21 protein-coding genes are annotated in these 25,149 nt (G+C 68.1%); 14 read left to right on the plus strand and 7 right to left on the minus strand.

Annotated elements, in window-relative coordinates; all coding sequences use genetic code 11:
- Window positions 1-466 (plus strand): formate/nitrite transporter family protein (locus ABS73_RS13075; protein ID WP_286693496.1); only part of this gene is annotated, 466 nt, incomplete at its 5' end.
- Between the two features lie 23 nt (window positions 467-489).
- On the opposite strand, the gene ABS73_RS13080 is transcribed toward ABS73_RS13075, so the two are convergent.
- Both ABS73_RS13080 and ABS73_RS13085 read right to left on the minus strand, forming a co-directional pair.
- The gene (locus ABS73_RS13080; RefSeq protein ID WP_286693497.1) at window positions 490-1,578 is read right to left on the minus strand and encodes a mechanosensitive ion channel family protein; all 1,089 of its coding nucleotides are present in this window, start codon (window positions 1,576-1,578) and stop codon (window positions 490-492) included.
- A 152-nt stretch (window positions 1,579-1,730) separates the two neighbouring features.
- Complete coding sequence (locus ABS73_RS13085; protein ID WP_277021429.1) at window positions 1,731-2,375, minus strand: DUF1007 family protein; 645 nt, start codon at window positions 2,373-2,375, stop codon at window positions 1,731-1,733.
- A gap of 186 nt (window positions 2,376-2,561) precedes the next feature.
- Here ABS73_RS13085 and ABS73_RS13090 point away from each other — a divergent pair, with 186 nt between their 5' ends.
- From ABS73_RS13090 to xylA, 13 genes are all read left to right on the plus strand, one after another.
- Window positions 2,562-4,724 (plus strand): esterase-like activity of phytase family protein, encoded by a 2,163-nt coding sequence (locus tag ABS73_RS13090; protein ID WP_277021432.1) that lies wholly within the window; start codon window positions 2,562-2,564, stop codon window positions 4,722-4,724.
- A 103-nt stretch (window positions 4,725-4,827) separates the two neighbouring features.
- Window positions 4,828-5,592, plus strand: coding sequence for an SDR family NAD(P)-dependent oxidoreductase (locus ABS73_RS13095; protein ID WP_502686059.1), 765 nt, complete (start codon window positions 4,828-4,830; stop codon window positions 5,590-5,592).
- The gene (locus ABS73_RS13100) at window positions 5,589-8,249 is read left to right on the plus strand and encodes a cation-translocating P-type ATPase (protein WP_277021434.1); all 2,661 of its coding nucleotides are present in this window, start codon (window positions 5,589-5,591) and stop codon (window positions 8,247-8,249) included. The genes ABS73_RS13095 and ABS73_RS13100 overlap by 4 nt, the downstream gene beginning before the upstream one ends.
- A complete protein-coding gene (locus tag ABS73_RS13105; protein WP_277021437.1) occupies window positions 8,246-10,009 on the plus strand; it encodes an acetate/propionate family kinase in 1,764 nt (587 codons plus the stop codon). The genes ABS73_RS13100 and ABS73_RS13105 overlap by 4 nt, the downstream gene beginning before the upstream one ends.
- Before the next feature lie 104 nt (window positions 10,010-10,113).
- A complete protein-coding gene (locus tag ABS73_RS13110) occupies window positions 10,114-11,133 on the plus strand; it encodes a LacI family DNA-binding transcriptional regulator (RefSeq protein WP_277021439.1) in 1,020 nt (339 codons plus the stop codon).
- Between the two features lie 119 nt (window positions 11,134-11,252).
- Window positions 11,253-12,515, plus strand: coding sequence for an ABC transporter substrate-binding protein (locus ABS73_RS13115; RefSeq protein WP_277021441.1), 1,263 nt, complete (start codon window positions 11,253-11,255; stop codon window positions 12,513-12,515).
- 89 nt (window positions 12,516-12,604) lie between these two features.
- Complete coding sequence (locus ABS73_RS13120; protein ID WP_277021444.1) at window positions 12,605-13,528, plus strand: carbohydrate ABC transporter permease; 924 nt, start codon at window positions 12,605-12,607, stop codon at window positions 13,526-13,528.
- Window positions 13,525-14,355 (plus strand): carbohydrate ABC transporter permease, encoded by an 831-nt coding sequence (locus ABS73_RS13125; protein ID WP_277021446.1) that lies wholly within the window; start codon window positions 13,525-13,527, stop codon window positions 14,353-14,355. The genes ABS73_RS13120 and ABS73_RS13125 overlap by 4 nt, the downstream gene beginning before the upstream one ends.
- A 4-nt stretch (window positions 14,356-14,359) precedes the next feature.
- Window positions 14,360-15,997 carry a glycoside hydrolase family 43 protein gene (locus tag ABS73_RS13130; RefSeq protein WP_277021449.1) on the plus strand — a complete coding sequence of 546 codons (1,638 nt, stop codon included), beginning with the start codon at window positions 14,360-14,362 and terminating at the stop codon, window positions 15,995-15,997.
- Window positions 15,990-17,000 (plus strand): ABC transporter ATP-binding protein, encoded by a 1,011-nt coding sequence (locus ABS73_RS13135; RefSeq protein WP_277021451.1) that lies wholly within the window; start codon window positions 15,990-15,992, stop codon window positions 16,998-17,000. The genes ABS73_RS13130 and ABS73_RS13135 overlap by 8 nt, the downstream gene beginning before the upstream one ends.
- Window positions 16,997-18,094: a Gfo/Idh/MocA family protein gene (locus ABS73_RS13140; protein ID WP_277021454.1), complete on the plus strand. Its 1,098-nt coding sequence runs from the start codon at window positions 16,997-16,999 to the stop codon at window positions 18,092-18,094. The genes ABS73_RS13135 and ABS73_RS13140 overlap by 4 nt, the downstream gene beginning before the upstream one ends.
- Window positions 18,091-18,735 carry a ThuA domain-containing protein gene (locus ABS73_RS13145; RefSeq protein WP_277021456.1) on the plus strand — a complete coding sequence of 215 codons (645 nt, stop codon included), beginning with the start codon at window positions 18,091-18,093 and terminating at the stop codon, window positions 18,733-18,735. Before ABS73_RS13140 ends, ABS73_RS13145 begins: the two co-directional genes overlap by 4 nt.
- A 28-nt stretch (window positions 18,736-18,763) precedes the next feature.
- Window positions 18,764-20,065: a xylose isomerase gene (gene xylA, locus ABS73_RS13150; protein WP_277021459.1), complete on the plus strand. Its 1,302-nt coding sequence runs from the start codon at window positions 18,764-18,766 to the stop codon at window positions 20,063-20,065.
- Here xylA and ABS73_RS13155 read toward each other — a convergent pair.
- The 5 genes from ABS73_RS13155 to ABS73_RS13175 are packed head-to-tail and all read right to left on the minus strand — an operon-like array spanning window position 20,049 to window position 25,033.
- On the minus strand, window positions 20,049-20,954 hold the full coding sequence (locus ABS73_RS13155) for a DMT family transporter (RefSeq protein WP_277021462.1): 906 nt from the start codon (window positions 20,952-20,954) through the stop codon (window positions 20,049-20,051). The genes xylA and ABS73_RS13155 overlap by 17 nt on opposite strands.
- Window positions 20,955-21,005: 51 nt before the next feature.
- Entirely contained in the window at window positions 21,006-22,010 is a 1,005-nt protein-coding gene (locus tag ABS73_RS13160) for a DctP family TRAP transporter solute-binding subunit (RefSeq protein WP_277021465.1), read from the minus strand.
- Window positions 22,011-22,036: 26 nt separating this feature from the next.
- Window positions 22,037-23,314, minus strand: coding sequence for a TRAP transporter large permease (locus ABS73_RS13165; protein ID WP_277021467.1), 1,278 nt, complete (start codon window positions 23,312-23,314; stop codon window positions 22,037-22,039).
- Complete coding sequence (locus tag ABS73_RS13170; protein WP_277021470.1) at window positions 23,311-23,865, minus strand: TRAP transporter small permease; 555 nt, start codon at window positions 23,863-23,865, stop codon at window positions 23,311-23,313. Before ABS73_RS13170 ends, ABS73_RS13165 begins: the two co-directional genes overlap by 4 nt.
- A 4-nt stretch (window positions 23,866-23,869) precedes the next feature.
- Window positions 23,870-25,033, minus strand: a complete 1,164-nt coding sequence (locus tag ABS73_RS13175) for a fumarylacetoacetate hydrolase family protein (RefSeq protein WP_277021473.1) — start codon at window positions 25,031-25,033, stop codon at window positions 23,870-23,872.
- Window positions 25,034-25,149: the final 116 nt, after the last annotated feature.

Genomic DNA, 25,149 nt, shown 5'->3' on the forward strand with positions numbered 1-25,149 from the left:
CCTGTCGGTGGTCTATCTGGCGAATTTCGCGGGCTCGCTGTGCCTGGCGGTGCTGGTGCTGTTGGCCGGCGTGCATCAGGGCGGCGACGGCGCCGTCGGTCGCGCCGCGCTGGATCTGGGGGTCACCAAGACCGACAAGTCGTTTGTCGCGCTGCTGGCCAGCGGGGTGCTGGCCAACATGCTGGTGTGTCTGGCCGTCTGGATGGCCCATGCGGGCCACACCGTGACGCAAAAGATCGTCGGCCTGCTGCTGCCCATCGCGGCCTTTGTGGCCGCGGGGTTGGAGCATTCGGTCGCCAACATGTATCTGCTGCCCTATGCCTATATGCTGCAATTCGTCATGGATCAGCCTGCGGTGATCGGCCTGGGCGGCGTGCTGCGCAACATCGTCGCGGCAACCCTGGGCAACCTGATCGGCGGCGGGTTCGTCGCCATTGCCTATGGCGCGGTGCATATCAAGCGATAGGGCCGTACGCCCCGGCGCCCGCATCAGGCGGGGGCCGCGACCTCGACCGCGTTGCGGGTGCGGGGCAGGGCGTGGGGCTGTTCGCGTTGCAGATAGTCCAGCAGCGCCTCGCGGATATGGCAGCGCAGATCAAAGGCGCGGCCCGCATTGGTGGCGTCGGCCAGGATGCGGATCTCGGCCTCGCGTTCGCGGAAATCGGTCACCTGCAGGGCAAAGACATCGCCCTTCCACAGCGGAGAGGCTCGGACCACGCGTTCGGCCTCGGCCCGCAGGGCGGTCGTGTCCACCGCGAAATCGACATAGAGAAGCACCACCCCGATCAGCGTCGCGTCACTGCGCGTCCAGTTCTGAAAGGGCTGCTCCATGAAATAGTTCAGCGGCACGATCATGCGCCGCCGGTCCCAGATGCGGACGACGACATAGGTCGCGGTGATTTCCTCGATATTGCCCCATTCGCCCTCGACGATCACGGCGTCGTCGATGCGGATGGGCTGGGTCAGCGCCAGCTGCAGCCCGGCAAAGACGTTGCGCAGCACCGGCTGCAGCGCAAAGCCCACGACGATGCCCGCAGCCCCCGCCGAGGCCAGCAGGCTGACACCGTATTGGCGCACGCCTTCGATGGTCATCAGCGCGGCACTGACGCCGATGACGACGATCACGGTCGTGCCCACGCGCTGCAGGATGCGGGCCTGGGTGACATGCTTGCGCGCCAGCAGGTTGTCCTCGACGTCGATGCGGAACCGGCGCAGGTGCAGCTGCATCCAGATCTCCAGCGCGGTCCTCAGCACCCATGTCGTGCAGGCGATGAAGGCGATCAGCAGCAGATGGCGCAGCACGCGCCCCTCCTCCCAGGGCAGGGGGACGGTGTTGGCGGCAAAGGACGCCGCCATGATCATCAGCTGAAGCTGCACCGGCCCGCGCGTGCGCGCCAGCAGCGGCCGCCAGAAGACCGTGTCGCGCACCAGCCGGGTCAGGGCCAGGCGATAGATGACAAAGCAGGCGACCCAGGAAAAGGCCAGGGCCAGCAGAAAGATGGCGGTCGTTTGGGTCCAGGGGGGCATCGTGTCTCCGAACGCGGCGACCGCACGGGGGCGGCCGGGGGGAACAGGCATGCGCCACACCCGGACAGGCGGTGGAACCGGACAGGCGTGGCGGTCGGACGGGCGGGCACGGGGGCCGGCACCACGGGGCCAACGGCGCAGGCGGGCGGTTGTTCCGCGAACCGCGCCCGGTCGGATCGTCCTGCCCGGATCGCAGGCAGGCGTCAGCCCGCGCAGCGGACCCGGATGCTGTCGTCGCTGAAGGCGCCGAAATCGATCTGGACATCGCCCGGCGCGGTGCGGCGCATTTCGCGGGCCAAGGCCGCGCGCAGGGCGCCGGTTCCCGTGTCGCCCGGCGCCTCGGTGCCTTGCAGGGCGGCGGTGCATCCGGCGCGGCCCTGGATGACCACCTGGGACGGCATGGAAAAGGCCACGTAATAGGTCGGGTCGAACACCCGGATCGTCACTGGAACCGCCCCCGCCACCGGCGCGGCCAGGCTGTGCAGACGGCGCGACACGATGCGGTCGCCCTCCAGCCCCATGGCGATGGGGCGGGGGGGCAGGGTGGGCACCGATCCGCCCGCCGCCGTGACGGCCAGCACGCCCCCCGCGACCGGGTCCCACGCGGCATCCTGGCGCTGCAGGCGGGACAGCTGATCGGCGGCAAAGCCGCCCGGTCCGGGCGTTCCGACCTCGGACAGCATCAGCAGGGAATACAGCTCGTCATAGGCCCAGCTTTCCTCGATGGCGGTCAGCCGCCCCTGGGCGTCATAGCGCAGCGTCAGCGCGGCATCGATGAACACATGCGGATGCGCGGCCGCCGCGCAGGGCAGCAGAAGGGCCAGAAGGGCAAGGCGGATCGACGGCATGGGCGGCCCTTTCTGGCTGGGATGGTCGCGGTCAGCATAGACCGGCGGGCGGGGCCGGGGCAAATCACCCTGCCATCAGCCGGGCGGCGGCACGGCCCGGTGGGGCAGAAAAGCCGCTCGCTGTCACGGGTTTGTTATGCGGCGGCCCTAACGTCCCGCCATCATCCACACCGCCCCTGAGGTTCCATGTCCGCCCCCATCACCGGTTTCGTCTCTCTCCTGGCGCTGGTCGCCGCCGTCCCGGCCCTGGCCGAGCCGCATTTCAACCGCATCGCGACCCTGCCCGTCACTGCCACCATGGCGGATGGCGACGATGTCGCGCGCGAATCCTCGGCCGAGATCATCTCGGCCTCCCAGGATGGGATGACGCTGGTCTATACCGACAGTCCGCTTGGGGTGATCGGGCTGATCGACATCACCGACCCGCATGCCCCGCGCGCATTGGGCCAGGTCGAGATGGGCGGAGAGCCGACGACCGCCGTCTTTGTGGGCGACAGGGTCTTTGCCGGAGTCAACACGTCGGACAGCTATACCGCCCCCTCGGGCAGGCTGGCGACGGTCGATCCGGCGACGATGGCGGTCGTGGCCGAATGCGATCTGGACGGACAGCCCGACGCGGTCGCCAAGGCCCCCGACGGCAGCTTTCTGGCCGTGGCCATCGAGAACGAGCGTGACGAGGATCTGGGCGACGGCGGCCTGCCGCAGATGCCCCCGGGCTTTGTCGTCAAGCTGCCGGTCGTGGACGGCGCGGTCGATTGCGCGGCCCTGCAGGTGATCGAGATGACCGGGCTGGCCGACATCCACCCCGAGGACCCCGAGCCGGAATTCGTGGACGTGAACGATGCCGGAGAGATCGTCGTCACCCTGCAGGAGAACAACCACATCGTGATCATCGGCGCCGACGGCACCGTCGCGTCGCATTTTTCGGCGGGCGAGGTCGCGCTTGACGGCATCGACACGGCCCGCGACGGCGCGCTGGATTTCACCGGCAGCAAGCCCGCCGCGCCGCGAGAGCCCGATGCCGTCAAGTGGATCGACGCCGATCACGTGGCCTTTGCCAATGAGGGCGACTGGAAGGGCGGCACGCGCGGCTGGTCGGTCTTTCACCGCGACGGGACCTTGGTCTGGGACGCGGGCAACAGCCTTGAGCAGGCCATTGCGGCGATCGGGCATTACCCCGAACACCGCAGCCACACCAAGGGCGCAGAGCCCGAGGGGATGGAGACCGGCACCTTCGGCGGCATCCCGATGGTCTTTGTCGCGGCCGAGCGTGCGTCGGTCATCGGGGTCTATGACGTCTCGGACGTGACCGCGCCGCGGCTGCATCAGCTGCTGCCCTCGGGGATCGGCCCCGAGGGGATCGTGGCCATCCCCGCGCGCAACCTGATCGCCAGCGCGAACGAATTCGACGGGCGTGCGGAAGGGGCGGCGGGCAGCCATGTGATGATCTATGAATGGCAGGACGCCCCCGCCGCCTATCCGATGATCACGGCCGAGGACGGGATTGGCTGGGGCGCATTGTCGGGCCTGGTCGCGGATGCCGACCGCCCGGGCATCCTCTATGCCGTGACCGACAGCGTCTATGCAATGGCGCCCGCGATCCTGACCATCGACGCCACGCAGACGCCCGCCCGCATCACCGAACGCCGCGTCGTGACCCGCATGGGCCAGCCCGCCCAGAAGCTGGACCTGGAGGGGATCGCCCTGGGGCCCGATGGCGGGTTCTGGCTGGCCTCGGAGGGGCGCGCCGACCGGCTGGTGCCGCATGCCGTCTATCGCGTCGATGCCGCGGGCGAGATCCAGGAGGAGATCGCCCTGCCCGCCGAACTGCTGGCGCATGAGACGCGCTTTGGCATCGAGGGCATCACCGTGCAGGGCGACGTTCTGTGGATGGCCGTGCAGCGCGAATGGGGCGACGACCCGGCGGGCATGGTCAAGTTGCTGGCCTATGACACCGCGACGCAAGGCTGGGGCGCGGTGCATTACCCGCTGGAGACCCCCGGTGATGGCGCCTGGATGGGCCTGTCCGAGATCACGCTGGACGGCGATTGGGCCTATGTCCTGGAACGCGACAACCAGATCGGCGACGCGGCCGCCACCAAGGCGCTGTATCGCGTGGCGCTGTCCGAGCTGGACCCCGCGCCGTTGGACGGTCCGCTGCCGGTGGTCACCAAGGCGCTGGTGCGCGACCTGATCCCCGATCTGGGCGCGCTGAACGGCTATGTCCAGGACAAGGTCGAGGGGTTCGCCATCGACGCGGATGGCACGGGCTGGGTCGTGACCGACAATGACGGCGTGCAGGACGCCTCGGGCGAGACGCTGTTCTGGTCGATCGGCGCGATGCGCTGACCCCGGCATGATCGCAGGCCCCGCCCTGACATAGGTCAAGGCGGGGCCGGTCCGGGTCTGTCATCGTCGCCCCTCAAGGTTCGCCTTCAGAAGGAGCAGACACATGACGGATATCCGTTTCGACTTTTGCGGCCGCACGGCCATCGTGACCGGCGCCGCATCGGGCATCGGCCGCGAGATCGCCCTGGAACTGGGGCGTTCGGGCGCGCGGGTCATCGTCAGCGACCTGCAGGACAGGGCCTGCCACGCTGTCGTCCAGCAGATCGAGGCCGCTGGGGGCACCGCCCGCGCCTTTGCCGCCGATGTTGCCGACGAGGCCGCGATGAAGGCCCTGGTCGCCTGCGCCGAGGCCGAGGGGGGCGGTCTGCACATGGCGGTCAACAATGCCGGGATCGGCGGTCCCAGCCTGCCCACCGGCGAATACCCTGCCGACGAGTGGCGGCGGGTGATCGACATCAACCTGAACGGCGTCTTCTACGGGATGCGCTGGCAGATCCCCGCGATGGAGCGGGCGGGCGGCGGGTCCATCGTCAACATGTCCTCGATCCTGGGGTCGGTGGGCTTTGCCAATGCCGCGCCCTATGTCGCGGCCAAGCACGCGCTGCTTGGCCTGACGCGGACGGCGGCCATGGAATACGCGGCCCGGGGGGTGCGGGTCAATGCCGTGGGCCCGGCCTTCATCGACACGCCGCTGCTGTCGGCCAACCTGTCGCCCGAGGCGCTGGCCGGTCTGGCCGCGCTGCATCCGATGGGGCGCATCGGCACCCCGGCCGAGGTGTCGGCGCTGACCTGCTTTCTGCTGTCGGACCGGGCCAGCTTTGTCACCGGCAGCTATCACCTGGTCGATGGCGGATATACCGCGCCATGACGGGCGGGCCGCTGGCAGGGGATCTGGACCCCTGGGCCATGCCCGCGGATGCGGTTCTGCAGGCGCTTGGGACAGATGATGCCGGGCTGAGCGCCGCTGAGGCCGCAGCCCGGCTGGAGCGCCACGGGCCGAACCGGCTGCCCGAACCGCCCCGCCCCTCGGCGCTGGCCCGGCTGGCGCGGCAATTCGCGAACCTGCTGATCGTGGTGCTGATCCTGGCGGCGGTAATCACGGCGCTGTTGGGTCACTGGGTCGATACGGGCGTGATCCTGGCGGTGGTGGTGGTGAACGGGGTCATCGGCTTTGTCCAGGAGGGGCGGGCCGAACAGGCGCTGGAGGCGCTGCGCGACATGCTGGCGCCGCGCGCGGCTGTCCTGCGCGACGGGGCGCGCCTGTCGGTGGACGCGGCGCATCTGGTGCCGGGCGACATCGTCCTGATCGAGGCGGGCGACCGCGTGCCCGCCGACCTGCGCCTGATCGCGGTGGCGAACCTGACCGCCGAGGAGGCGATGCTGACCGGTGAATCCCTGCCGGTGCGCAAGGGGCTGGTGCCGGTGGCTGTCGGCGCGCCGCTTGGCGATCGCGCGGCGATGGCGTTCAGCGGTACGATGATCGCTCAGGGCACCGGGACCGGCGTGGTCGTGGCCACGGGGGCGGCCACCCAGATCGGCCAGATCAGCCATATGATGCAGTCGGTCACCGTGCTGACCACGCCCCTGATCGCGCAGATGAGCCGCTTTGCCCGCGTCCTGACCGGGTTCGTGCTGGTCGTCGCGGCTCTGGTGCTGGCCTTTACCACGCTGCTGCGCGGCACCCCCTTTGCCGAGGCGTTCATCGTTGTCGTGGGCCTGATCGTCGCGGCCATCCCCGAGGGTCTGCCCGCGGTGCTGACCGTCACGCTGGCCATCGGCGTGCAGCGGATGGCCGGGCGGCACGCGATCATCCGCCGCCTGCCTTCGATCGAGACGCTTGGCGCGGTCTCGGTCATCTGTTCGGACAAGACTGGCACGCTGACCCGCAACGAGATGGTCGTGACCCGCATCGCCACCGCGCGCGGCGACGCCGATGTCGCGGGCGACGGATATACCCCCGAAGGCACGGTTGGCGGCGCCGATGACCCGGCCTGGCCCGCCCTTGGCCGGATCGCGGCGCTGTGCAACACCGCCCAGCTGCGCCACGACGGCACCTGGCGGGTCGAGGGCGACCCGATGGAGGGCGCGCTGCTGGCCTTGGCAGGCAAGCTGGGTGCCGACTGGCGCGACCGGCCCGCGCCCCGCGCCGCGATCCCCTTCGATGCGCGCTATCGCTATATGGCGGTGCTGGATCAGGGGATGATCCTGGCCAAGGGCGCCCCCGAGGCGCTGTTGGCGCGCTGTGACCGGGCGTTGGGCCGGGACGGCCCGCTGGACCGCCCCGCATGGGAGGACCGGGCCGAGGCCATCGCCCGTCAGGGCATGCGCGTGCTGGCGCTGGCGCACAAGCCGCATGACGCGGCAACGCTGGATCACGACGATCTGGACGGCGGGCTGGTGCTGGTCGGGCTGGTCGGCCTGATCGACCCGCCCCGCCCCGAGGCGATCGCCGCCGTGGCCGATTGCCGCCGCGCGGGCATCGCGGTCAAGATGATCACCGGCGATCATGCGGGCACCGCCGCCGCCATCGGCCGCCAGATCGGGCTGGCCCGCCCGGACCGGGTGCTGACCGGCGCCGATATCGACGCGCTGGACGACGATGCGCTGATGGGGGCGGCGGACCGCACCGACATCTTTGCCCGCACCAGCCCCGAACACAAGCTGCGGCTGGTCATGGCGCTGCAGGCGCCCGGCGCGGTCGTCGCGATGACCGGCGACGGGGTGAACGACGCGCCCGCGCTGAAACGCGCGGATGCGGGCATCGCGATGGGCCAGAAGGGATCGCAGGCCGCGCGCGAGGCCAGCGACCTGGTGCTGGCCGATGACAACTTCGCCTCGATCGCCGAGGCGGTGCGCCAGGGGCGCACGGTCTATGACAACCTCAAGAAGGTGATCGCCTTCCTGCTGCCCGTGAACGGCGGCGAAAGCATGAGCCTGATCGTCGCCGTCCTGTTCGGCCTGATCCTGCCGATCACCCCGCTGCAGATCCTGTGGGTCAACATGCTCAGCTCGGTCGCGCTGGCGATGGCCCTGGCCTTCGAGCCGCCAGAGCGCGGCGTGATGGCCCGCCCGCCGCGCCCCGCCCATGCGCCGATCCTGTCGCGCTTCGTGCTGTGGCGGGTGATGCTGGTGTCGGTCCTGTTCACCCTGGGGATCTTTGGCCAGTTCCAGGCGGCGATGGCCTGGGGCGCGGATCTGGACGTCGCGCGGACCATGGCGGTCAACACGCTGGTGGCGATGGAGGTGTTCTATCTGTTCTCGGTCCGCTACCGTCACGGCACGTCGGCCACGCTGCAGGGCGCGCGGGGCACGCCTGCGGTCCTGATCGCGCTGGCCGTGGTGGTGGCGTTGCAGGCGCTGCTGACCTATGCGCCGCCGCTGAGGACGCTGTTCGGCACCGCGCCCCTCGGCCTGGGCCAGCTGGCAGCCTGCGTGGGGGCCGGGGTGCTGCTGCTGGCCGTTCTGGAGATGGACAAACGCGCCGCCGCCTTGTGGCGGCGCAACCCGACAGGAGAATCCGCATGAAAGTCCTTGTGTTCAACGCCGGCAGCTCCAGCCTGAAGCTGGGCGTCTTTGATGACGAACGGCAGGTGTTCAAGGCGGGCTTTGACCGCTTCGGGCCTGACGGCTGCGATCTGACGGTGGCGGGGGCCCTGCGCCGAGCGCCGCAGACGGATCTGCGCGCGGCCATCGCGGCGGTGCCCGCGCTGTTGTCCGACCGGGGCGTCGCGGGCATCGCGGCGGTCGGTCACCGGCTGGCGCATGGCGGGACCGGGTTCACCGGCCCCGCGCGCATCGACGATGCGGCTGTGGCGCGCATCCACGCGCTGACCCCGCTGGCGCCGCTGCACAACCCGGCGATGCTGCGGGCGGTGCGGATGGCGCGCGATTTGTGGCCGGAGTTGCCGCAGGTCGCGGTCTTCGACACCAGCTTTCACCTGACCAATCCGGCGCGGGCGACGACCTATGCGGTCCCCGAGGCCTGGCGTCAGGCGGGCCTGCGGCGGTTCGGCTTTCACGGCACGTCCCACAAATACGTGGCCGAACGCGCGGCCGAGGCGCTTGGCCGCCCCGTGTCCGAGCTGCGCATCATCAGCTTGCATCTGGGCAACGGGGCCAGCGCCTGCGCGGTGCAATACGGGCGCAGCATCGACAGCTCGATGGGCATGACCCCGCTGGAGGGGCTGGTGATGGGCACGCGGTCGGGCGATATCGACCCCGGCGCCTTCGGCTTTTTGCAGCGGGAACTGGGCCTGGAGATCCCGCAGATCGAGGCCGCGCTCTATGCCGACAGCGGCCTGATGGCGCTGGCGGGCAGCGCCGACATGCGCGATGTCGAGGATCGGGCCGCGGCGGGCGATGCGGCGGCGCAGGGCGCGATCACCCTCTATGCCTATCGCGCGCGCAAGTATCTGGGGGCCTATGCGGCGGCGATGGGCGGGCTGGACGCGGTCGTCTTTACCGGCGGCATCGGAGAGAACTCGGCCACGATGCGGCGGCGGATCTGTGACGGGCTGGGCTTTCTGGGCCTGATCCTGGATGAGGATCTGAACCGCGCCCCGGACCTGTCCGATCAGGCCGCCCCGCAGATCCAGGGGCCCGGCAGCCGCGTCGCGGTCATCGTGACCGAGACCGCCGAACAGCGCATGATCGCGCGCGAGGTGCGCCGGCTGCTGGCCCGCCCGCCCGCCGTGCCGCGCCCCATTCCGGTGGCCGTGTCGGGACGTCATGTCCACCTGTCCGCGCCCGCGGTAAAGGCGCTGTTCGGCCCGGGCTATCGCTTGACCCCCGGCACGCCCCTGCGCCAGCCCGGCAACTGGGTCGCGCAGGAACGCCTGGTGCTGGAGGGGCCCAAGGGACGGCTGGAGCGGGTGGCGATTCTGGGCCCGCTGCGCGCGCGCACCCAGATCGAGGTGTCGCGCACCGACAGCTTTGCCTTGGGCGTGGACGCGCCGCTGCGGGACAGTGGCGCGCTGGACGGCACACCCTGCGTGCGGCTCATCGGTCCGGCGGGGCATCTGGACAGCGACGGGCTGATCGTCGTCGCGCGCCACATCCACACCAACCTTGAGGATGCGCGCGCCATGGGCCTGCAGGACGGCGCGTTGGTGCAGCTGCGCCTGGCAGACGGGTCGGCGCGCAGCCTGATCCTGGATCGCGTGCTGGTCCGCGTGGCCCCCGGCACCGTCACGGAACTGCATATCGACACCGACGAGGCCAATGCCGCAGGGATCGTCGGCGCGACCGAAGGCGCGCTGGTCGGAACGGCGCTGTCGGTGGATTGACCCCCGCCGCGGTTGCGCCAGAAAGGCCCTGTTGCCCGCGCGGGGTTTGATTTACGCTGCCCGGAACAGATCAGAACGACCCCAGAATACGGTTGCAGCAGCCCATGTCCCGCCCCACCATCCACGACGTCGCCCGCATTGCCGGTGTCAGCCTCTCGACCGTCGATCGGGTGCTGAACGACCGCGAGGGCGTGCGCCGCGCGACGCGGGCGCGGGTGGCCGAGGCCATGCAGCAACTGGGATACGAACGCAACATCGCCGCCGCCAATCTGGCACGCCGTCGCCAGTACCGCCTGCTGTTCGTCCTGCCTGCGGGGGGCAACAGCTTCATGCGCGGGCTGGAGCGCGAGATCGGGGCGCGCGCCGAGGCGTGGGAGTTCACGGCGATTTCCGTGACGACCGTTCCTCCGTTCGATGACGCGGCGCTGGCCGGGGCGCTGCAATCGATCGACCCGGCGCAGACGGATGGGGTGGCGGTGGTGGCCACGGATTCCGCGGCCGTGCGTGCGGCGCTGGCCGCCTTGCGCGACCGGGGCGTTGCGGTGGTGACGCTGGTATCGGACCTGCCATCGTCGCGGCGCCAGCATTTCGTCGGCATCGACAATGTGCAGGCCGGGCGCACCGCAGCCAGCCTTTTGGGGCGATTCTGCCGGGGACGGACGGGCAGTATCGTGACGGTCGCGGGGTCGATGCTGGTGCGCGACCACGCCGAACGCAGGCTTGGGTTCGAGCAGGTGCTGCGCCAGGAATTCCCCGATCAGCGCGTCCTGCCGCCGCTGGAGGGGTTCGACGACCAGGATATCGTGGCAGCCCAACTGGCCGAATTGCTGGCGCGGACACCGGATGTCGTCGGCATCTACAGCCTGGGCGCGGGGACGCGCGGGGTCGCGCGCGCCATGGCACAGGCGCGCCCGGATGCCCCTTCGATCGTGGTCCACGAGCTGACACCGCATTCCCGTCAGGCCCTGCTGGACGGCACCTTTGATGCCGTGATCCATCAGGACCCCGTGCGCGAGATATCGGTCGCGGTCAGCCTGCTGCAGTCGCTGATCGAGGGCGGGGCCATCGACCCCGAGGCCGCGCGCATCGGCATCGAGGTCTATCTGCGCGACAACCTTCCCTGAATGCAGCCCCGATTTCGGAAGCTGTTGCGTGGTGTCCTTGTTTGACGTACGTATGTCATCAATGGCGAATCTTCGTCAGAATAACGCCGGTTGAGGAGCTGGCGAGAGGGAGGACCACCATGACATATCCCACAGCGGCCCTGGCCGCCGCCCTTGCCATCGTCACCGGCCAGGCGGCCCTTGCCCAGACCGAGATCACCGTCCTGCGCGTGGCGGTGAATGACGAACAGCAGGCCTATCTGGAGCAGATCGCCGCCGATTTCGAGGCGCAGAACGAGGGCGTGACCGTCACCTTCGAATATGTCGCGAACGAGGCCTACAAGCAGCGCCTGCCGACATTGCTGCAATCGAACGCACGGCCCGACATCTTTTACAGCTGGGGCGGCCAGACCGTCGTCGAGCAGGTCGAGGCCGGTTTCCTGCAGCCCATCGACGCCCTGCTGCCCGAGGGCTTTGCCGACACCATCCCCGATGCCGGGTTGCAGGCCTATTCCGTGGACGGCCAGCTATACGGCCTGCCGCAATACGCGACCGAGGTCGTGTTCTGGACCAACACCGCGCTGACCCAGCAGGCGGGCGTGGACATCGCGGCCATTGCCACCTGGGACGATTTTTTGGAGGCCGTGCAGACGCTGAAGGATGCGGGCGTCACGCCCATCGTGGCGGGCGGACAGGACAAATGGCCGCTGCATTTCTACTGGAGCTATCTGGCGCTGCGCGAGGGCGGCCCCGCGGTCGTCACCGACGCCATGGCCGGCGAGAACGGCGGCTTCGAGGCCGAGCCCTTCATGGCCGCCGGCCGCCAGTTCCAGCGCCTGACCGAGCTGGAGCCGTTCCAGCCCGGCTACATCAGCACCACCTATGAGACCGCCAGCGGCATGTTCGCGGACGGGGCGGGGGCGTTCCACCTGATGGGCGATTGGGACTATCTGCCGATGCGCGAACGCTCGACCAGCGGCGAGGGGTTGCCCGACGACCAGCTGGCGATCCTCAGCTTTCCGGCCATCGCCGACCCGGTGACCGAGGGCGGCGCCGATGCCACGCTTGGCGGCATCAATGGTTGGGCCGTGACCAACAGCGCCGAACCCGAGGCGGTCGAGTTCCTGGCCTTCATGATGAACGCCGAGAACCAGCGCGAGGCCGGGCGGCAGGAGCTGTTCATCCCCATCGCCGAAGGCAGCGCCGACCAGATGCAGAACCCGTTCTACATCCAGGTGGCCGATCACATCGCGGCCAGCAGCTATCACCAGATCTTCCTGGATCAGTTCCTGGGCGCCTCGGTCGGGGCCACCATCAACGACATCTCGGCCGATCTGGCGCAGGGGGTCATCACCCCCGAGGCCGCCGCGGCGCAGGTCCAGGAATCCTGGGACTTTCGCTGACCCCCTGATGGCGGGCGCCGCACAGCCCGCCATCTGACCCCCCAACCGACAGGCCCCGACCAACGGGCCCCAACGAACAGGAGCGTGGCATGACCACCGCCGCCGACAGGCGAATGCCTGCCTCTGTCCGCATGCGCCGTGCCCTGACCAACGGGCGCGTGACCGCGGTGCTGATCATGCTGCCCCCGGCGCTGATCCTGTTCACGGTCTTCGTGATGCTGCCTCTGGGTGAATCCGCCTGGTATTCGTTCTTCAACTGGAACGGCTATGGCGCGCCCAGCAATTTCGTCGGGCTGGAGAATTACGACCGCATCCTGAACCATTCGGTATTCCACATCGCGGTGGGCAACACGGTCAAGATCGTCGTCATCTCGCTGATCGTGCAGATGCCGCTGGCGATGCTGCTGGCGCTGCTGATCTATAAAAAGACGCCCACCAATGCGGTGTTCCGGCTGATCTTCTTCCTGCCCTATATCCTGGCCGAGGTCGCCGCCGGCCTGATCTGGTCCTTTATCTTTGACGGCAATTACGGCGTCACCGCGTCCATCGCGGGGGGGCTGGGAATGGGCAACGTGTTCATCCTATCGGACCCGGACTGGGCCTTCGCCGCGATCATGACAGTGATCGTGTGGAAATATTTCGGCTTTCACATGATGATCTATATCGCCGCCCTGCAGAGCGTGCCCCAGGACCAGATCGAGGCCGCCCGGATCGAGGGCGCCCGCCGCCTGCAGGTCATCCGCTATGTCCAGATCCCGGCGATCAAGCCCGCGATCATTGTCAGCGCCTTCTTTGCCATCATCGGCGCGCTGCAGGTGTTTGACGTCATCATTCCGCTGACCAATGGCGGGCCGTCGAACCAGACCCATACCATCGTGACCTACCTTTATACCTTCGGGCTGACCCGCCTGAACATCGGCTTTGGCAGCGCGGTTGGCGTGATCCTGTTCGTGGGCGCCGTCACGGTCGCGCTGTTCTATCAGCGCCTCTTCATGAAGAGGGCACAGGGATGACCCGCGGACATCTGACGCGCAACCTGATCCGCCTGGCGTTCCTGTGCATCGTGGCCAGCTTTGTTCTGGCGCCGATGCTGGCCACCGTGCTGGGCGGGTTCAAGACCAACGCCGAGATCCGCACCAACGCGCTTGGCCTGCCCGCGCTGTGGGACACACAGTTCTATGGCGCGATCATGTCGGACCCGGCCTTCTGGCGTTATCTGGGCAATTCGCTGGTGATCTCCATCGGCTCGGTTGTGCTGACGCTGATCGTGGGCGCGGCGGCGGCCTATGTCTTTGCGCAGATCACCTTCTTCGGCTCACGCATGCTGTTCTCCTATGTGCTGCTGGGGCTGATGTTCCCCTTTGCCACCGCGATCCTGCCGCTGTTCATCAAGGTCCGCGACATCGGCCTGCTGGACACCTATTGGGCGGTGATCCTGCCACAAACGGCCTTCAGCCTGTCGCTGGCGATCCTGCTGTTTCGCACCTTCTTTGCCCAGCTGCCCAAGGAGCTGTTCGAGGCCGCCTATATCGACGGCTGCGGTTATGTGCGGTTCTTCTGGCGCTTCACGCTGCCTTTGTCGGCGCCGATCCTGGCGACGGTCGGCACCTTTGTCTTTGTCCAAAGCTGGAACAACTTCCTGCTGCCGCTGGTGGTGCTGAACTCGCGTGATGTCTTCACCTGGCCCCTTGGGATGATGCAGTTCCGGGGCGAATACGTGACGCAGTGGAACCTGACGCTGGCCTTCGTGACGCTGACGATCCTGCCCGCGATCGTCTTTTTCCTCGCCGCCCAGAAATACATCGTCGCCGGCCTGACCGGTGGCGCCGTCAAAGGATGACGCCATGACCCTGATCCAGAACCCGATCCTGCCCGGTTTCAACCCCGACCCCTCGATCGTCCGGGTGGGCGACGATTACTACATCGCGACCTCGACCTTTGAATGGTATCCGGGCGTGCAGATCCACCATTCGCGCGACCTGGCGCACTGGCGGCTGGTCACCCGCCCGCTCGACCGGGCGGCGCAGCTGGACCTGCGCGGCGATCCCGACAGCGGCGGGGTCTGGGCGCCCTGCCTGACCCATGCGGACGGGCTGTTCTGGCTGATCTATACCGACGTCAAGCGCCGCGACGGCGCGTGGAAGGACAGCCACAACTATCTGGTCACCGCGCCGTCCATCGAGGGGCCGTGGTCGGACCCGGTCTATCTGAACTCGTCCGGGTTCGATCCGTCGCTGTTCCATGACGCGGACGGGCGCAAATGGCTGCTGAACATGATCTGGGACCACAACCAGACGGGCGGAGACCGCTTTGGCGGCATCGTCATGCAGGAATATTCGGTCGAGGATCGCGCGCTGGTCGGCCCCGTCCACAACATCTATCGCGGCACCGATCTGAAACTGACCGAGGGGCCGCATCTCTACCGTCGCGACGGCTGGTATTACCTGCTGACCGCCGAGGGCGGCACCGGCTATGACCACGCCGTCACCATGGCCCGGTCGCGCGACCTGTTCGGCCCGTACGAGACCGACCCCGCCAAGCATATCCTGACCGCGCGCGGCACCGACGGGCTGCTGCAGCGCACCGGCCACGCCGATATCGTCGAGACGCAGGACGGTCAGGTCTACATGGTGCATCTGTGCTCGCGTCCGCTGCCGGAAACGCGGGCGCTGCCGGTGGGTCAGGGCGGCATCCATGCCGATGACGTCCGCCGATCCCCCCTGGGGCGCGAAACCGCGATCCAGAAGCTGATCTGGGACGAGGGGCAGTTCCCCCGCCTGGCCCATGGTGGCAATGCGCCCGCCGACACCGCCCCCTGCGATCTGCCCGACCATCCGTTCGACCCCGAGCCCGCGCTGACGCGGTTCGATGGCGACCGCCTGCCGCCCGCGTTCCAATGGCTGCGCACGCCGCATCCCGACAGGCTGTTCTCGATGACCGCGCGCCCTGACGCGCTGCGCCTGTTCGGGCGGGAATCGCCGGGGTCGCAATTCGACCACGCGCTGGTCGCGCGCCGCCAGACGCATCTGTCCTTTGTGGCGGAAACCGAAATCGACATGACCCCCGGCGACTATCAGCATTTCGCGGGCCTGATCGCCTGGTATGGCCGGTTCAAGTTCCACTATCTGGCCATCACCGCGACCGAGGACGGCACGCGGGTGCTGACCGTCTACAGCTGCGCCGCCGACTGGCCCGATGCCCGCGTGACCTATCCGATCACGCCGATCCCGCTGCCCGATGGCCCCGTGCATCTGGGCTGCGACGTGGAGGGCGCGTCGCTGCGCTTCCGCTATCGCACCGATGACGACTGGACCGATCTGGGCATCGTGCTGGACCAATCCGCGATCTCGGACGAGGCGGGGAACGGGCCGGGCAACAACTTCACCGGCGCCTTCGTGGGGGTCTGCGCGCATGACACCGCGGGGCGCGGACGGCATGCGGATGTGCTGTCCTTCCGCTACGAGGGGCGCGATCATGGCTGAGGTGCGGCTGGAGAGCATCAGCAAATCATTCGGCGGGCTGACCGTGCTGCCCGATCTGGACCTGACCGTCCCCGAGGGGTCGTTCACCGTGCTGGTCGGCCCCTCGGGCTGCGGCAAGTCCACGCTGCTGCGCATCATCTCGGGGCTGGAGATGCCCACGGCGGGGACGGTCCGCATCGGCGGTCAGGACGTCACCTTTGACGAGCCGTCCAAACGCGGCATCTCGATGGTGTTTCAGTCCTATGCGCTTTATCCGCACATGACGGTCGCGCAGAACATCGATTTCGGCCTGCGCCTGGCCAAGGTTCCGGCTGCGGAACGCCAGACCCGCGTGGCCGAGGCCGCCCGCATCCTGGCCCTGACCGATTATCTGGACCGCAAGCCCAGCCAGCTGTCGGGCGGCCAGCGTCAGCGCGTGGCCATCGGGCGGTCCATCGTGCGCCAGCCCAAGGTGTTCCTGTTCGACGAACCTCTGTCGAACCTGGACGCCGCCCTGCGCACCCAGATGCGGGTGGAACTGGCGCAGCTGCACCAGTCGCTGGACGCCACGATGATCTATGTCACCCATGACCAGGTCGAGGCGATGACCCTGGCCGACCAGATCGTCGTGATGAACGCAGGCCGGATCGAGCAGGTGGGCGCGCCCATGGACCTCTATGACCGCCCGCAGACCGCGTTCGTGGCGGGGTTCATCGGATCGCCCAAGATGAACCTGCTGCCGGGCACGGCCATCGGACGCGACGACGTGGCGACGATGGGCATCCGCCCCGAACATATCGCTGTGTCGGACGATACGGGATACTGGCCCGCCACCGCCCAGGTCGTCGAGACGCTTGGCGCCGATACGGTCGTGCACGCCCATGTCGCGGGCACGGGCGACGTCACCGTCCGCCTGCCCGGCGACCGCCGCCTGCGCGCGGGCGAAACGCTGTTCCTGACCCCCGAACGCCGGCACCTGCATCTGTTCGACGCAGACGGCCAACGCATGCAGGACCCGGCATGACCCCCGAGGGCATCGGCATCATCGGCTGCGGCGTGATCAGCGACATCTATCTGCGGAACGCCGCGCGGTTTCCGCAGCTGGCCCTGCGCGCGGTGGCCGACCTGCGCCCCGACGCGGCGCAGGTGAAGGCGCAGGACCATGGCATCGACGCGCTGACGCCCGACGCGCTGCTGGCGCGCGACGATATCGATATCGTGGTCAGCCTGACCGTGCCCGCCGCCCATCTGGAGGTCGGGCTGGCCGCCCTGCGCGCGGGCAAGCATGTCTATTCCGAAAAGCCCCTCGCCGTTAATATGGCTCAGGCGCGGCAACTGGCCGACATGGCCGGCGCGCGGGGCCTGCGCATCGGCTGTGCGCCCGACACCTTTCTGGGGGGCGGGCATCAGACCGCACGCGCCCTGGTCGATGCGGGCGCCATCGGGCGGCCCGTCGCAGGCACGGCCACGCTGATGCTGGCGGGGCACGAACGCTGGCACCCCAACCCCGATTTCTACTATCAGGGGCCGGGGGCGGGGCCACTGTTCGACATGGGGCCCTATTACATCACCGCGATGGTGAACCTGCTGGGCCCGGTACGACAGGTCAGCGCCATGGCGGCGCGCGCCCATGACAGCCGCATCATCGCCACCGGACCGCGCGCGGGGCAGCCCGTCACTGTTGACGCGCAGACCCATGTGGTGGGGGTGCTGGGCTTTGCCTCGGGCGCGCTGGTCCAGGTCGTGACCAGCTTTGACGTGCGCGCCCATACGCACAGCCCGCTGGAACTGTACGGCACCGACGCCTCGCTGCTGATCCCCGATCCGAACCGCTTTGACGGGACGGTGATGCTGTCCGGTGCCGACGGCTGGCAGGCGCAGCCCATGACCCACGCGCATGGTGACGACAATCATCGCGGCCTTGGGCTGGCCGACATGGCGCAGGCCATCGCCGATGACCGCCCGCATCGCGCCAGCGGCGACCTGGCGCTGCATGTCCTCGACGTGATCGAAACCCTGCTGGAGGCCGCCCGCACGGGCCGCACCTTGACCCTGTCCACGGATTGCGCGCGCCCTGACGCGCTGCCACCCCTGACAGCCGCACCGGAGGCCGCATGACCAAAACCGCACTGATCTTCTGGGGAGGATGGGAGGGGCACGAGCCCCAGGCCTGCGCCGACCGTGTGACACAGATGCTGACCCAGGACGGGTTTCAGGTCGACAGCCAGCCCGGAACCGATGTCCTGGCCCAAGGCGATCTGGGCCGGTTCGACCTGATCGTCCCGATGATGACCCAGGCCCAGATCGACCCCGAGGCGCTGGCCAACCTGATCGCCGCCATCCAGGCCGGGACCGGGCTTGCGGGCTTTCACGGCGGCATGGGCGACACGTTCCGCGCCCAGCCCGCGTATCAGTTCATGACCGGCGGTCAGTGGGTGGCGCATCCCGGCGACCTTCTGGATTACCGCGTGCAGATCACCGCGCCCGATGACCCGATCATGCAGGGCGTGGGGGATTTCGACTACCACTCGGAACAGTACTACCTGCATGTCGATCCGGGGATCGATGTGCTGGCGACCACCACATTCGACGGCACGCATGCCCCCTGGACCAAGGGAACGGCAATGCCGGTGGTGTGGAAACACCGCTTTGGCGCCGGGCGGGTCTTTTATTCCGCACTGGGCCACAACGCCGCCGAACTGGACCATCCGCAGGCGCAGACCATCCTGCGGCGCGGGCTGACTTGGGCTGCGCGCTGACCGAAAACCGAAAGCCGAGGGACCAAACATGACCGGTTATTTCAAGGATATCGCCCCCATCCGCTATGCCGGACCGGACAGCGACGACGAATTCGCCTATCGCCATTACGACCCCGATCAGGTCGTCATGGGTAAGCGGATGGAGGACCACCTGCGCTTGGCCGTCGCCTATTGGCACAGCTTGGCCTATGAGGGCGCGGACCCCTTCGGCGGGCGCACCTATGATCGCCCGTGGTATGGCGACGACATGGCCGCCGCGCGGGCCAAGGCCGATGCCGCCTTCGATCTGTTCGCCATTCTGGGCCAGCCGTTCTTCTGTTTCCACGACGCCGATGTGCGCCCTGAAGGCGCGACCTTCGCCGAAAGCCGCCGCAATCTGGACGAGATCTGCGACATCTTTGGGGCCAAGATGGAGCAGACCGGCACCAAGCTGCTGTGGGGCACGGCCAACATGTTCAGCCACCGTCGCTGGATGGCCGGTGCCGCGACCAATCCCGACCCCGAGGTGTTCGCCTATGCCGCGGCCTGCGTGAAGGCCTGCATGGATGTCACCCACCGTCTGGACGGCCAGAACTACGTGCTGTGGGGTGGCCGCGAGGGGTATGAGACACTGCTGAACACCGATCTGGGGCGCGAGGCCGAACAGGCGGGGCGGTTCCTGACCAAGGTCGTGGAATACAAACACAAGATCGGCTTCAAGGGCGCGATCCTGATCGAACCCAAGCCCCAGGAACCCGCCAAGCATCAGTATGATTTCGACGTGGCGACGGTCTATGGTTTCCTCAAGCGGTTCGGGTTGGAGAACGAGGTCAAGCTGAACATCGAACAGGGGCACGCGATCCTGGCCGGGCATTCATTCGAGCATGAGCTGGCGCTGGCGGCTTCGCTGGACATGCTGGGGTCGATCGACATGAACCGCAACGACTATCAGTCGGGCTGGGACACCGACCAGTTCCCCAACAACGTCCCCGAGACCGCGCTGGCCTATTACGAGGTGCTGCGCGCGGGCGGGTTCACCACCGGCGGCACCAATTTCGACGCCCGCGTGCGGCGCCAGTCGCTGGACCCCGAGGATCTGGTGCTGGCCCATGTCGGCGCCATCGACGTCTGCGCGCGCGGCCTGAAGGCCGCAGCCGCCATGCTGGAGGATGGCGGGCTGGAGCGGATGCGCGCCCTGCGCTATGCCGGGTGGGACCGCCCCGAGGCGCAGGCCATGCTGGATCAGCCGCTGGACCGCATCGCCGCCCGGGTCGAGGAGCGCGACCTGGACCCGCAGCCCGTGTCGGGCGGGCAGGAGCGGCTGGAGAACTGGGTCAACCGCTTTGTCTGACCCCAGGCTGCGCCGGGACCGGGGGTTCCGGCGCGACCCTTGGCGCGCGGCGCAGCACGATCAGGCCTGATGCGACAATCAGCGCCGCGCCCAGCATCATCCCCGGCGCGGGGATGTCGCCAAAGACCAGGAACCCCAGCACCGCGCCCCAGACCAGCAGCGAATATTGCAGCGGCGCCACGACGGACGCATCGGCCAGCTTCAGCGCCCGCGTGACCAGCATATGCGCGGCGGTCGCCACCACGCCCAGCACGAACAACAGCGCCAGATCACCTGACGACTGCACCGGCTGCCAGTCGAACGGCGCCAGCAGCAGCCCGGCCCCCGCCGCCGCCGCCAGCTGGAACAGCACCAGATCGCGGTCCGGCGTCTCGCGCAGCGACCGGCCCAGCACCATGATTGCGGCAAAGGCCGCTGTCCCCAGCAGCGCGAAGACCACACCCGGCCCCGAGACCTGCAGGCTTGGCGCCAGCAGGATCAACACCCCGGCAAAACCCACAGCGACCGCCGCCCAGGTTCGCGCCCCCACCCGTTCGCCCAGAAGCAGCGGAGAGATCGCGACCACATAGATGGGCGCCGCCATCCAGAAGGCCATCACATCCGCCAGCGGCATATGCGACACCGCCAGATAGAAGCAAAACACCTCGGCCGTGGCACAGATCGCGCGCAGGGCCTGCAGGCGCGGGCGGGGCGCCGCGCGGATGCGCGCGACCACCCGGCCCCCGCGCAGCAGCAACGGCGCCATCAGCAGCCCCGCCGCCAGCGACCGCAGCAGGATCACCTGCGCCACCCCGTAATCGGCCACCAGCCATTTGCCGATCGCGTCATTGCCCGCGAATGCCGCCATGCCGAGCAGCATCAGCAGGGCGCCCGCCCTGTTGCCGGTCATGCCGGACCCCCTGTCATGAAACGGGCGCGCGATCCCGCGCGCCCGTGGCCCTTACTGGCCGCGCAGATCGGCCAGGATGGCCTGCACCTGATCGACCACATCCTCGCCGATGGCGGCACGGTGCGTTTCATAGACGACCTGCGATTTCTCCAGCATCTCCTCCTGCGCGGCGACGGACAGGGTGTTGAACTGCAGGCCTGCCGCCTCCATCCGGGCCAGAGATTCCAGGTTCAGCTCCTGGATGGCGGCGCGTTCGACGTCGCGCCCGACGGTCGCGCAATCGCGCAGGGCCTGCTGTTCCTCGGGGGAATAGCTGTTGAAGATCGCCTTGGAGAACAGGAACAGGAAGGGCGTATAGGCGTGGCGCGTCTCGCTGATATAGGACTGCACCTCGTAGAATTTAGAGGTATCGATGGTGACATACGGGTTTTCCTGCGCATCGATGGCGCGCGTCTCCAGCGCCGAGAACACCTCTCCGAAGGACATCGGCGTGGCATTGGCGCCGAAGTTGGAAAATGTATCCAGGAAGATGTTGTTCTGCATCACCCGGACCTTCATGCCCTGGAAATCCTCCCAGGTCTCGATAGGGCGCTGAGAGTTGGACATGTTGCGGAAACCGTTTTCCCAATAGCCCAGATTGACCAGCCCGACCTCGTCCAGCTTTGCGTCCAGCATCTCGCCGAACTCGCCGTCCATGACGGCATAGGCCTCCTCAGGCGTGCGGAACAGGAAGGGCAGGTCAAACACGCCAAGCGCCGGGATCATTCCCACCAGCGGCGAGGATGAGGTCACGACCGCCTCCTGCAGGCCCGACCGGACGGCCTGCGTGGCCTGCAGATCGCCGCCAAGCGCGCCGCCCCAGAACCCCTGCATGGTCATGGAACTGCCCGTCGCCTCGTTCAGGCATTCCTGCATCGCGGCCATGCCGGTGGCTACGGGGTGATCCTCGTTGATGCCGTTCGAGACGCGGAACGTACGCTCTTGGAACTGGGCCAGGGCGGGGGTTGCGACCGCAAGGGCCGTGGTCAGGCACAGGGCCGTTTTCAGAATGGTCATGGTGTCTCCTCCCTCAGGAATTGTCGTCAGTAAAACCAGCGTGCCGGAACAATCACGATGCTGGGGAATGCCACCAGCAGCAGGATCACCAGAATATGTGCGATCAGGAACGGCCAGACGCCCCGGATCACCTTGCCAAGCGGCACCCGCCCCACGCCGCTGACCACGTTCAGCACCACGCCCACCGGCGGCGTCAGCAGCCCGACGCAACAGTTCATGATGAACATGACCCCGAAATAGACCGGGTCGATCCCCGCCTTGATGACAATGGGCATCAGCACCGGCGTCAGGATCAGGATCGTGGGCGTCAGGTCCAGCGCGGTGCCGACCACAAGGATCAGCAGCATGATGACCAGCATCAGCAGCTTGGGGTTCTCGATCAGCGGCGCGATATAGCCCGCGATCTCGTTGGGGATGTTGGCCGCGGTGATCAGCCACGCGGACACCAGCGCCGCGCAGACCAGAAACATGATCGCCGCCGTGGTGCGCCCCGCTGCGATCAGCACGCTCAGCAGGTCGCGGGGCTTCAACTCGCGATAGACGACCATGCCAACGAACAACGCATAGAAGGCGGCCACGACCGCCGCCTCGGTCGGGGTCACGACGCCCATGCGGATGCCGCCCAGGATGATGACCGGCATGCCCAACGCCCAGGCCGCCCGGCCGATCGACCGGCGACGCTCGGTCCAGGGTGCGCGTGGCAGGGTTTGCACGTTGTCGCGGCCCGCCACGATCATCCAGGTGATGACCAGCGACACCCCCATCAGCAGGCCCGGCACGATGCCCGCCATGAACAGCTGGCTGATCGACACGTTTGCGGCGACGCCAAAGATGATGAAGGCCATCGACGGCGGGATGACCGGCGCGATCACGCCCCCCGCCGCGATCAGACCGGCGGATCGCGGCACGTTATAGCCCGCCCGCGCCATCATCGGGATCAGGATCGCCGCCAGCGCCGCCGTATCCGCCGCAGCCGACCCCGAGATCGAGGCCATGATGACCGCCGCGATGATCGCCACCAGCCCCAGCCCGCCTCGGATATGACCGACGAAGGTGATCGCGAATTCGATGATGCGCTTGGACAACCCGCCCGCGTTCATCAGCTCTCCGGCCAGGATGAAGAAGGGGATCGCCAGAAGGGTGAAGGTATCCGCGCCGATCAGCATGTTCTGGGCAATGATCTGGGTGTTGAACATGCCCATGAAGGACATCAGGATCACGCCGCAGAAGATCAGCGCGAATGCCACCGGTACGCCAAGCGACATGGCCCCGATCAGCGAGACGATAAAGACCAGCAGCGTCATTCGGCACGGTCCCCCGCCTTGGCCCGCGCGGGGCTGTCATAGAGATCGTCCATCTCTCCGCCGAAACCGCGCAGCTCGGCTTCGGTGATGCGGCCGGTGGCCAGGCGGAACAGGCGCTCGATCGTGATGATGATGATGCCCGCGCCGGTGAACAGGCCGATGCCATAGACCCAGGCCATCGACAGGCCGGACACCGGTGCGCTCATGCTGGCATTGATGGGCAGCTGCTTCCAGGTGCCGTGCATCAGCACGCCCGCGCAGCCCAGGATGATCAGGTCCGATATGCCCATCAGCACCCGGCGCCCGCGCGGGCCGAACTGGGCCACGACCGTCTCCATCCCCATATGCTGGCGGTGGTGATAGACGACGACCGCGCCGATGAAGGTCAGCCAGACGAAGGCAAAACGCGACAGCTCGTCCGACAGCGGCAGGCCGGAATTCATCGTGTAGCGCATGACGACGTTGACGAAGACCATCAGCGCCATCGACCCCAGCAGAGCCGCCAGCAGCACGTCCAGAAAGCCGAAGAAGAACCGCGACAGCCGGGACATGGTCTCAGATCCTCTCGGCCAGACCGCGCCGGGTCAGGTTGCGCATCAGCGCCCCTGTGCCGAATGTCCATTCCGGGCAGCGGTCGGTCCGCTCGACCCAGTTCACCAGGCGGCCGAGGCGGGGCGAGGCGATCTCGACCCGGTCGCCGGTCTCGTGGGTGAAGCCCTGGCCGGGGGCGCGGCGGTCCTTGACCGGGGCGAACATGGTGCCCAGGAACAGCACCGCCCCGTCGGGATATTGATGCGACCGGTTCAGCAGTTGTGCTGCCAGATCGGACGGTGTGCGGCTGATCGCGGCCATCGGGCTGTCGCCGGTCATCTGGAACCCGTCCTGCCCCTCGACCCGCAGGGATACGGTGGCCTGTTCCAGATCGCCCTGGGTGAAGCCGTCGTCGAACAGCCGGATGAACGGCCCAAGCGCGCAGGAGGCATTGTTGTCCTTGGCCTTGCCCAGCAGCAGGGCGGACCGCCCCTCGACATCGCGCAGGTTCACGTCATTGCCAAGCGTCGCGCCCAGGATCGCGCCGTCCGAGCGGATGACCAGCACCACCTCGGGTTCCGGGTTGTTCCAGTCCGAGATGGGGTGGATGCCCACCAGATCGCCGCAGCCCACGGCGGACATGGGCTGCGCCTTGGTGAAAATCTCGGCGTCGGGGCCGATGCCTACCTCCAGATATTGCGACCACAGGTCCATCTGCTGCAGCAGCGCCTTGACGGAAGCGGCCTTGTCGGACCCGGCCGCCACCCCGCGCAGGCTGTCGCCGATGACCGGGGCCAGGCGCGCGCGGATCTCGGTGGCACGGGCGCTGTCGCCGCGGGCCTGCTCCTCGATCACGCGCTCCAGCATGCTGTCGGCAAAGGTGACGCCTGCGGCCTTGATCGCCTGAAGGTCCACCGGCGCCAGCAGGCGTCCCGCGCGGCCATCCAGAAACGCGTCCAGCCCGCCCAGATCGGGCAGATCGGCGGCCAGCGCGGCATGCAGGTCCGACCGCTCCAGAAGCCCCGACATCGTGGCCGCGACGCCGGTCAGGTCCAGCACCCGACCCGCGCGGATCACGACCGGGCAGGGGCCGCCGCGGTCATCGGACCAGACGCGCCCCACCAGCGTCGCGCGGTCGGCGTCGTCAGGCAGGATCGCGTCGGCGCGCAAGGATCGTGGTGATGTCATCGCAGGTCCCTCCGGAAGATGCGACGCCCCCACGCCGCGTTGTCCTTAGATGTCAGACAACACGATGACCCTAGCCGCGCGTGAACCGGCCTGTCCACAGATTTGTCGTCCGAGCG

It is taken from the genome of Paracoccus sp. SCN 68-21 (assembly GCF_001724535.1).
GTDB lineage: Bacteria > Pseudomonadota > Alphaproteobacteria > Rhodobacterales > Rhodobacteraceae > Paracoccus > Paracoccus hibiscisoli.

Coding starts and splice junctions, on each gene's coding strand:
- ABS73_RS13120 (WP_277021444.1), top strand. CDS start 12,605: ATGACCACCGCCGCCGACAGGCGAATGCCTGCCTCTGTCCGCATGCGC.
- ABS73_RS13165 (WP_277021467.1), bottom strand. CDS start 23,314: ATGACGCTGCTGGTCTTTATCGTCTCGCTGATCGGGGCCATGTCGCTT.
- ABS73_RS13115 (WP_277021441.1), top strand. CDS start 11,253: ATGACATATCCCACAGCGGCCCTGGCCGCCGCCCTTGCCATCGTCACC.
- ABS73_RS13110 (WP_277021439.1), top strand. CDS start 10,114: ATGTCCCGCCCCACCATCCACGACGTCGCCCGCATTGCCGGTGTCAGC.
- ABS73_RS13140 (WP_277021454.1), top strand. CDS start 16,997: ATGACCCCCGAGGGCATCGGCATCATCGGCTGCGGCGTGATCAGCGAC.
- ABS73_RS13100 (WP_277021434.1), top strand. CDS start 5,589: ATGACGGGCGGGCCGCTGGCAGGGGATCTGGACCCCTGGGCCATGCCC.
- ABS73_RS13090 (WP_277021432.1), top strand. CDS start 2,562: ATGTCCGCCCCCATCACCGGTTTCGTCTCTCTCCTGGCGCTGGTCGCC.
- ABS73_RS13135 (WP_277021451.1), top strand. CDS start 15,990: ATGGCTGAGGTGCGGCTGGAGAGCATCAGCAAATCATTCGGCGGGCTG.
- ABS73_RS13170 (WP_277021470.1), bottom strand. CDS start 23,865: ATGTCCCGGCTGTCGCGGTTCTTCTTCGGCTTTCTGGACGTGCTGCTG.
- ABS73_RS13160 (WP_277021465.1), bottom strand. CDS start 22,010: ATGACCATTCTGAAAACGGCCCTGTGCCTGACCACGGCCCTTGCGGTC.
- ABS73_RS13085 (WP_277021429.1), bottom strand. CDS start 2,375: ATGCCGTCGATCCGCCTTGCCCTTCTGGCCCTTCTGCTGCCCTGCGCG.
- ABS73_RS13155 (WP_277021462.1), bottom strand. CDS start 20,954: ATGACCGGCAACAGGGCGGGCGCCCTGCTGATGCTGCTCGGCATGGCG.
- ABS73_RS13080 (WP_286693497.1), bottom strand. CDS start 1,578: ATGCCTGTTCCCCCCGGCCGCCCCCGTGCGGTCGCCGCGTTCGGAGAC.
- ABS73_RS13145 (WP_277021456.1), top strand. CDS start 18,091: ATGACCAAAACCGCACTGATCTTCTGGGGAGGATGGGAGGGGCACGAG.
- ABS73_RS13130 (WP_277021449.1), top strand. CDS start 14,360: ATGACCCTGATCCAGAACCCGATCCTGCCCGGTTTCAACCCCGACCCC.
- ABS73_RS13095 (WP_502686059.1), top strand. CDS start 4,828: ATGACGGATATCCGTTTCGACTTTTGCGGCCGCACGGCCATCGTGACC.
- ABS73_RS13175 (WP_277021473.1), bottom strand. CDS start 25,033: ATGACATCACCACGATCCTTGCGCGCCGACGCGATCCTGCCTGACGAC.
- ABS73_RS13125 (WP_277021446.1), top strand. CDS start 13,525: ATGACCCGCGGACATCTGACGCGCAACCTGATCCGCCTGGCGTTCCTG.
- ABS73_RS13105 (WP_277021437.1), top strand. CDS start 8,246: ATGAAAGTCCTTGTGTTCAACGCCGGCAGCTCCAGCCTGAAGCTGGGC.
- xylA (WP_277021459.1), top strand. CDS start 18,764: ATGACCGGTTATTTCAAGGATATCGCCCCCATCCGCTATGCCGGACCG.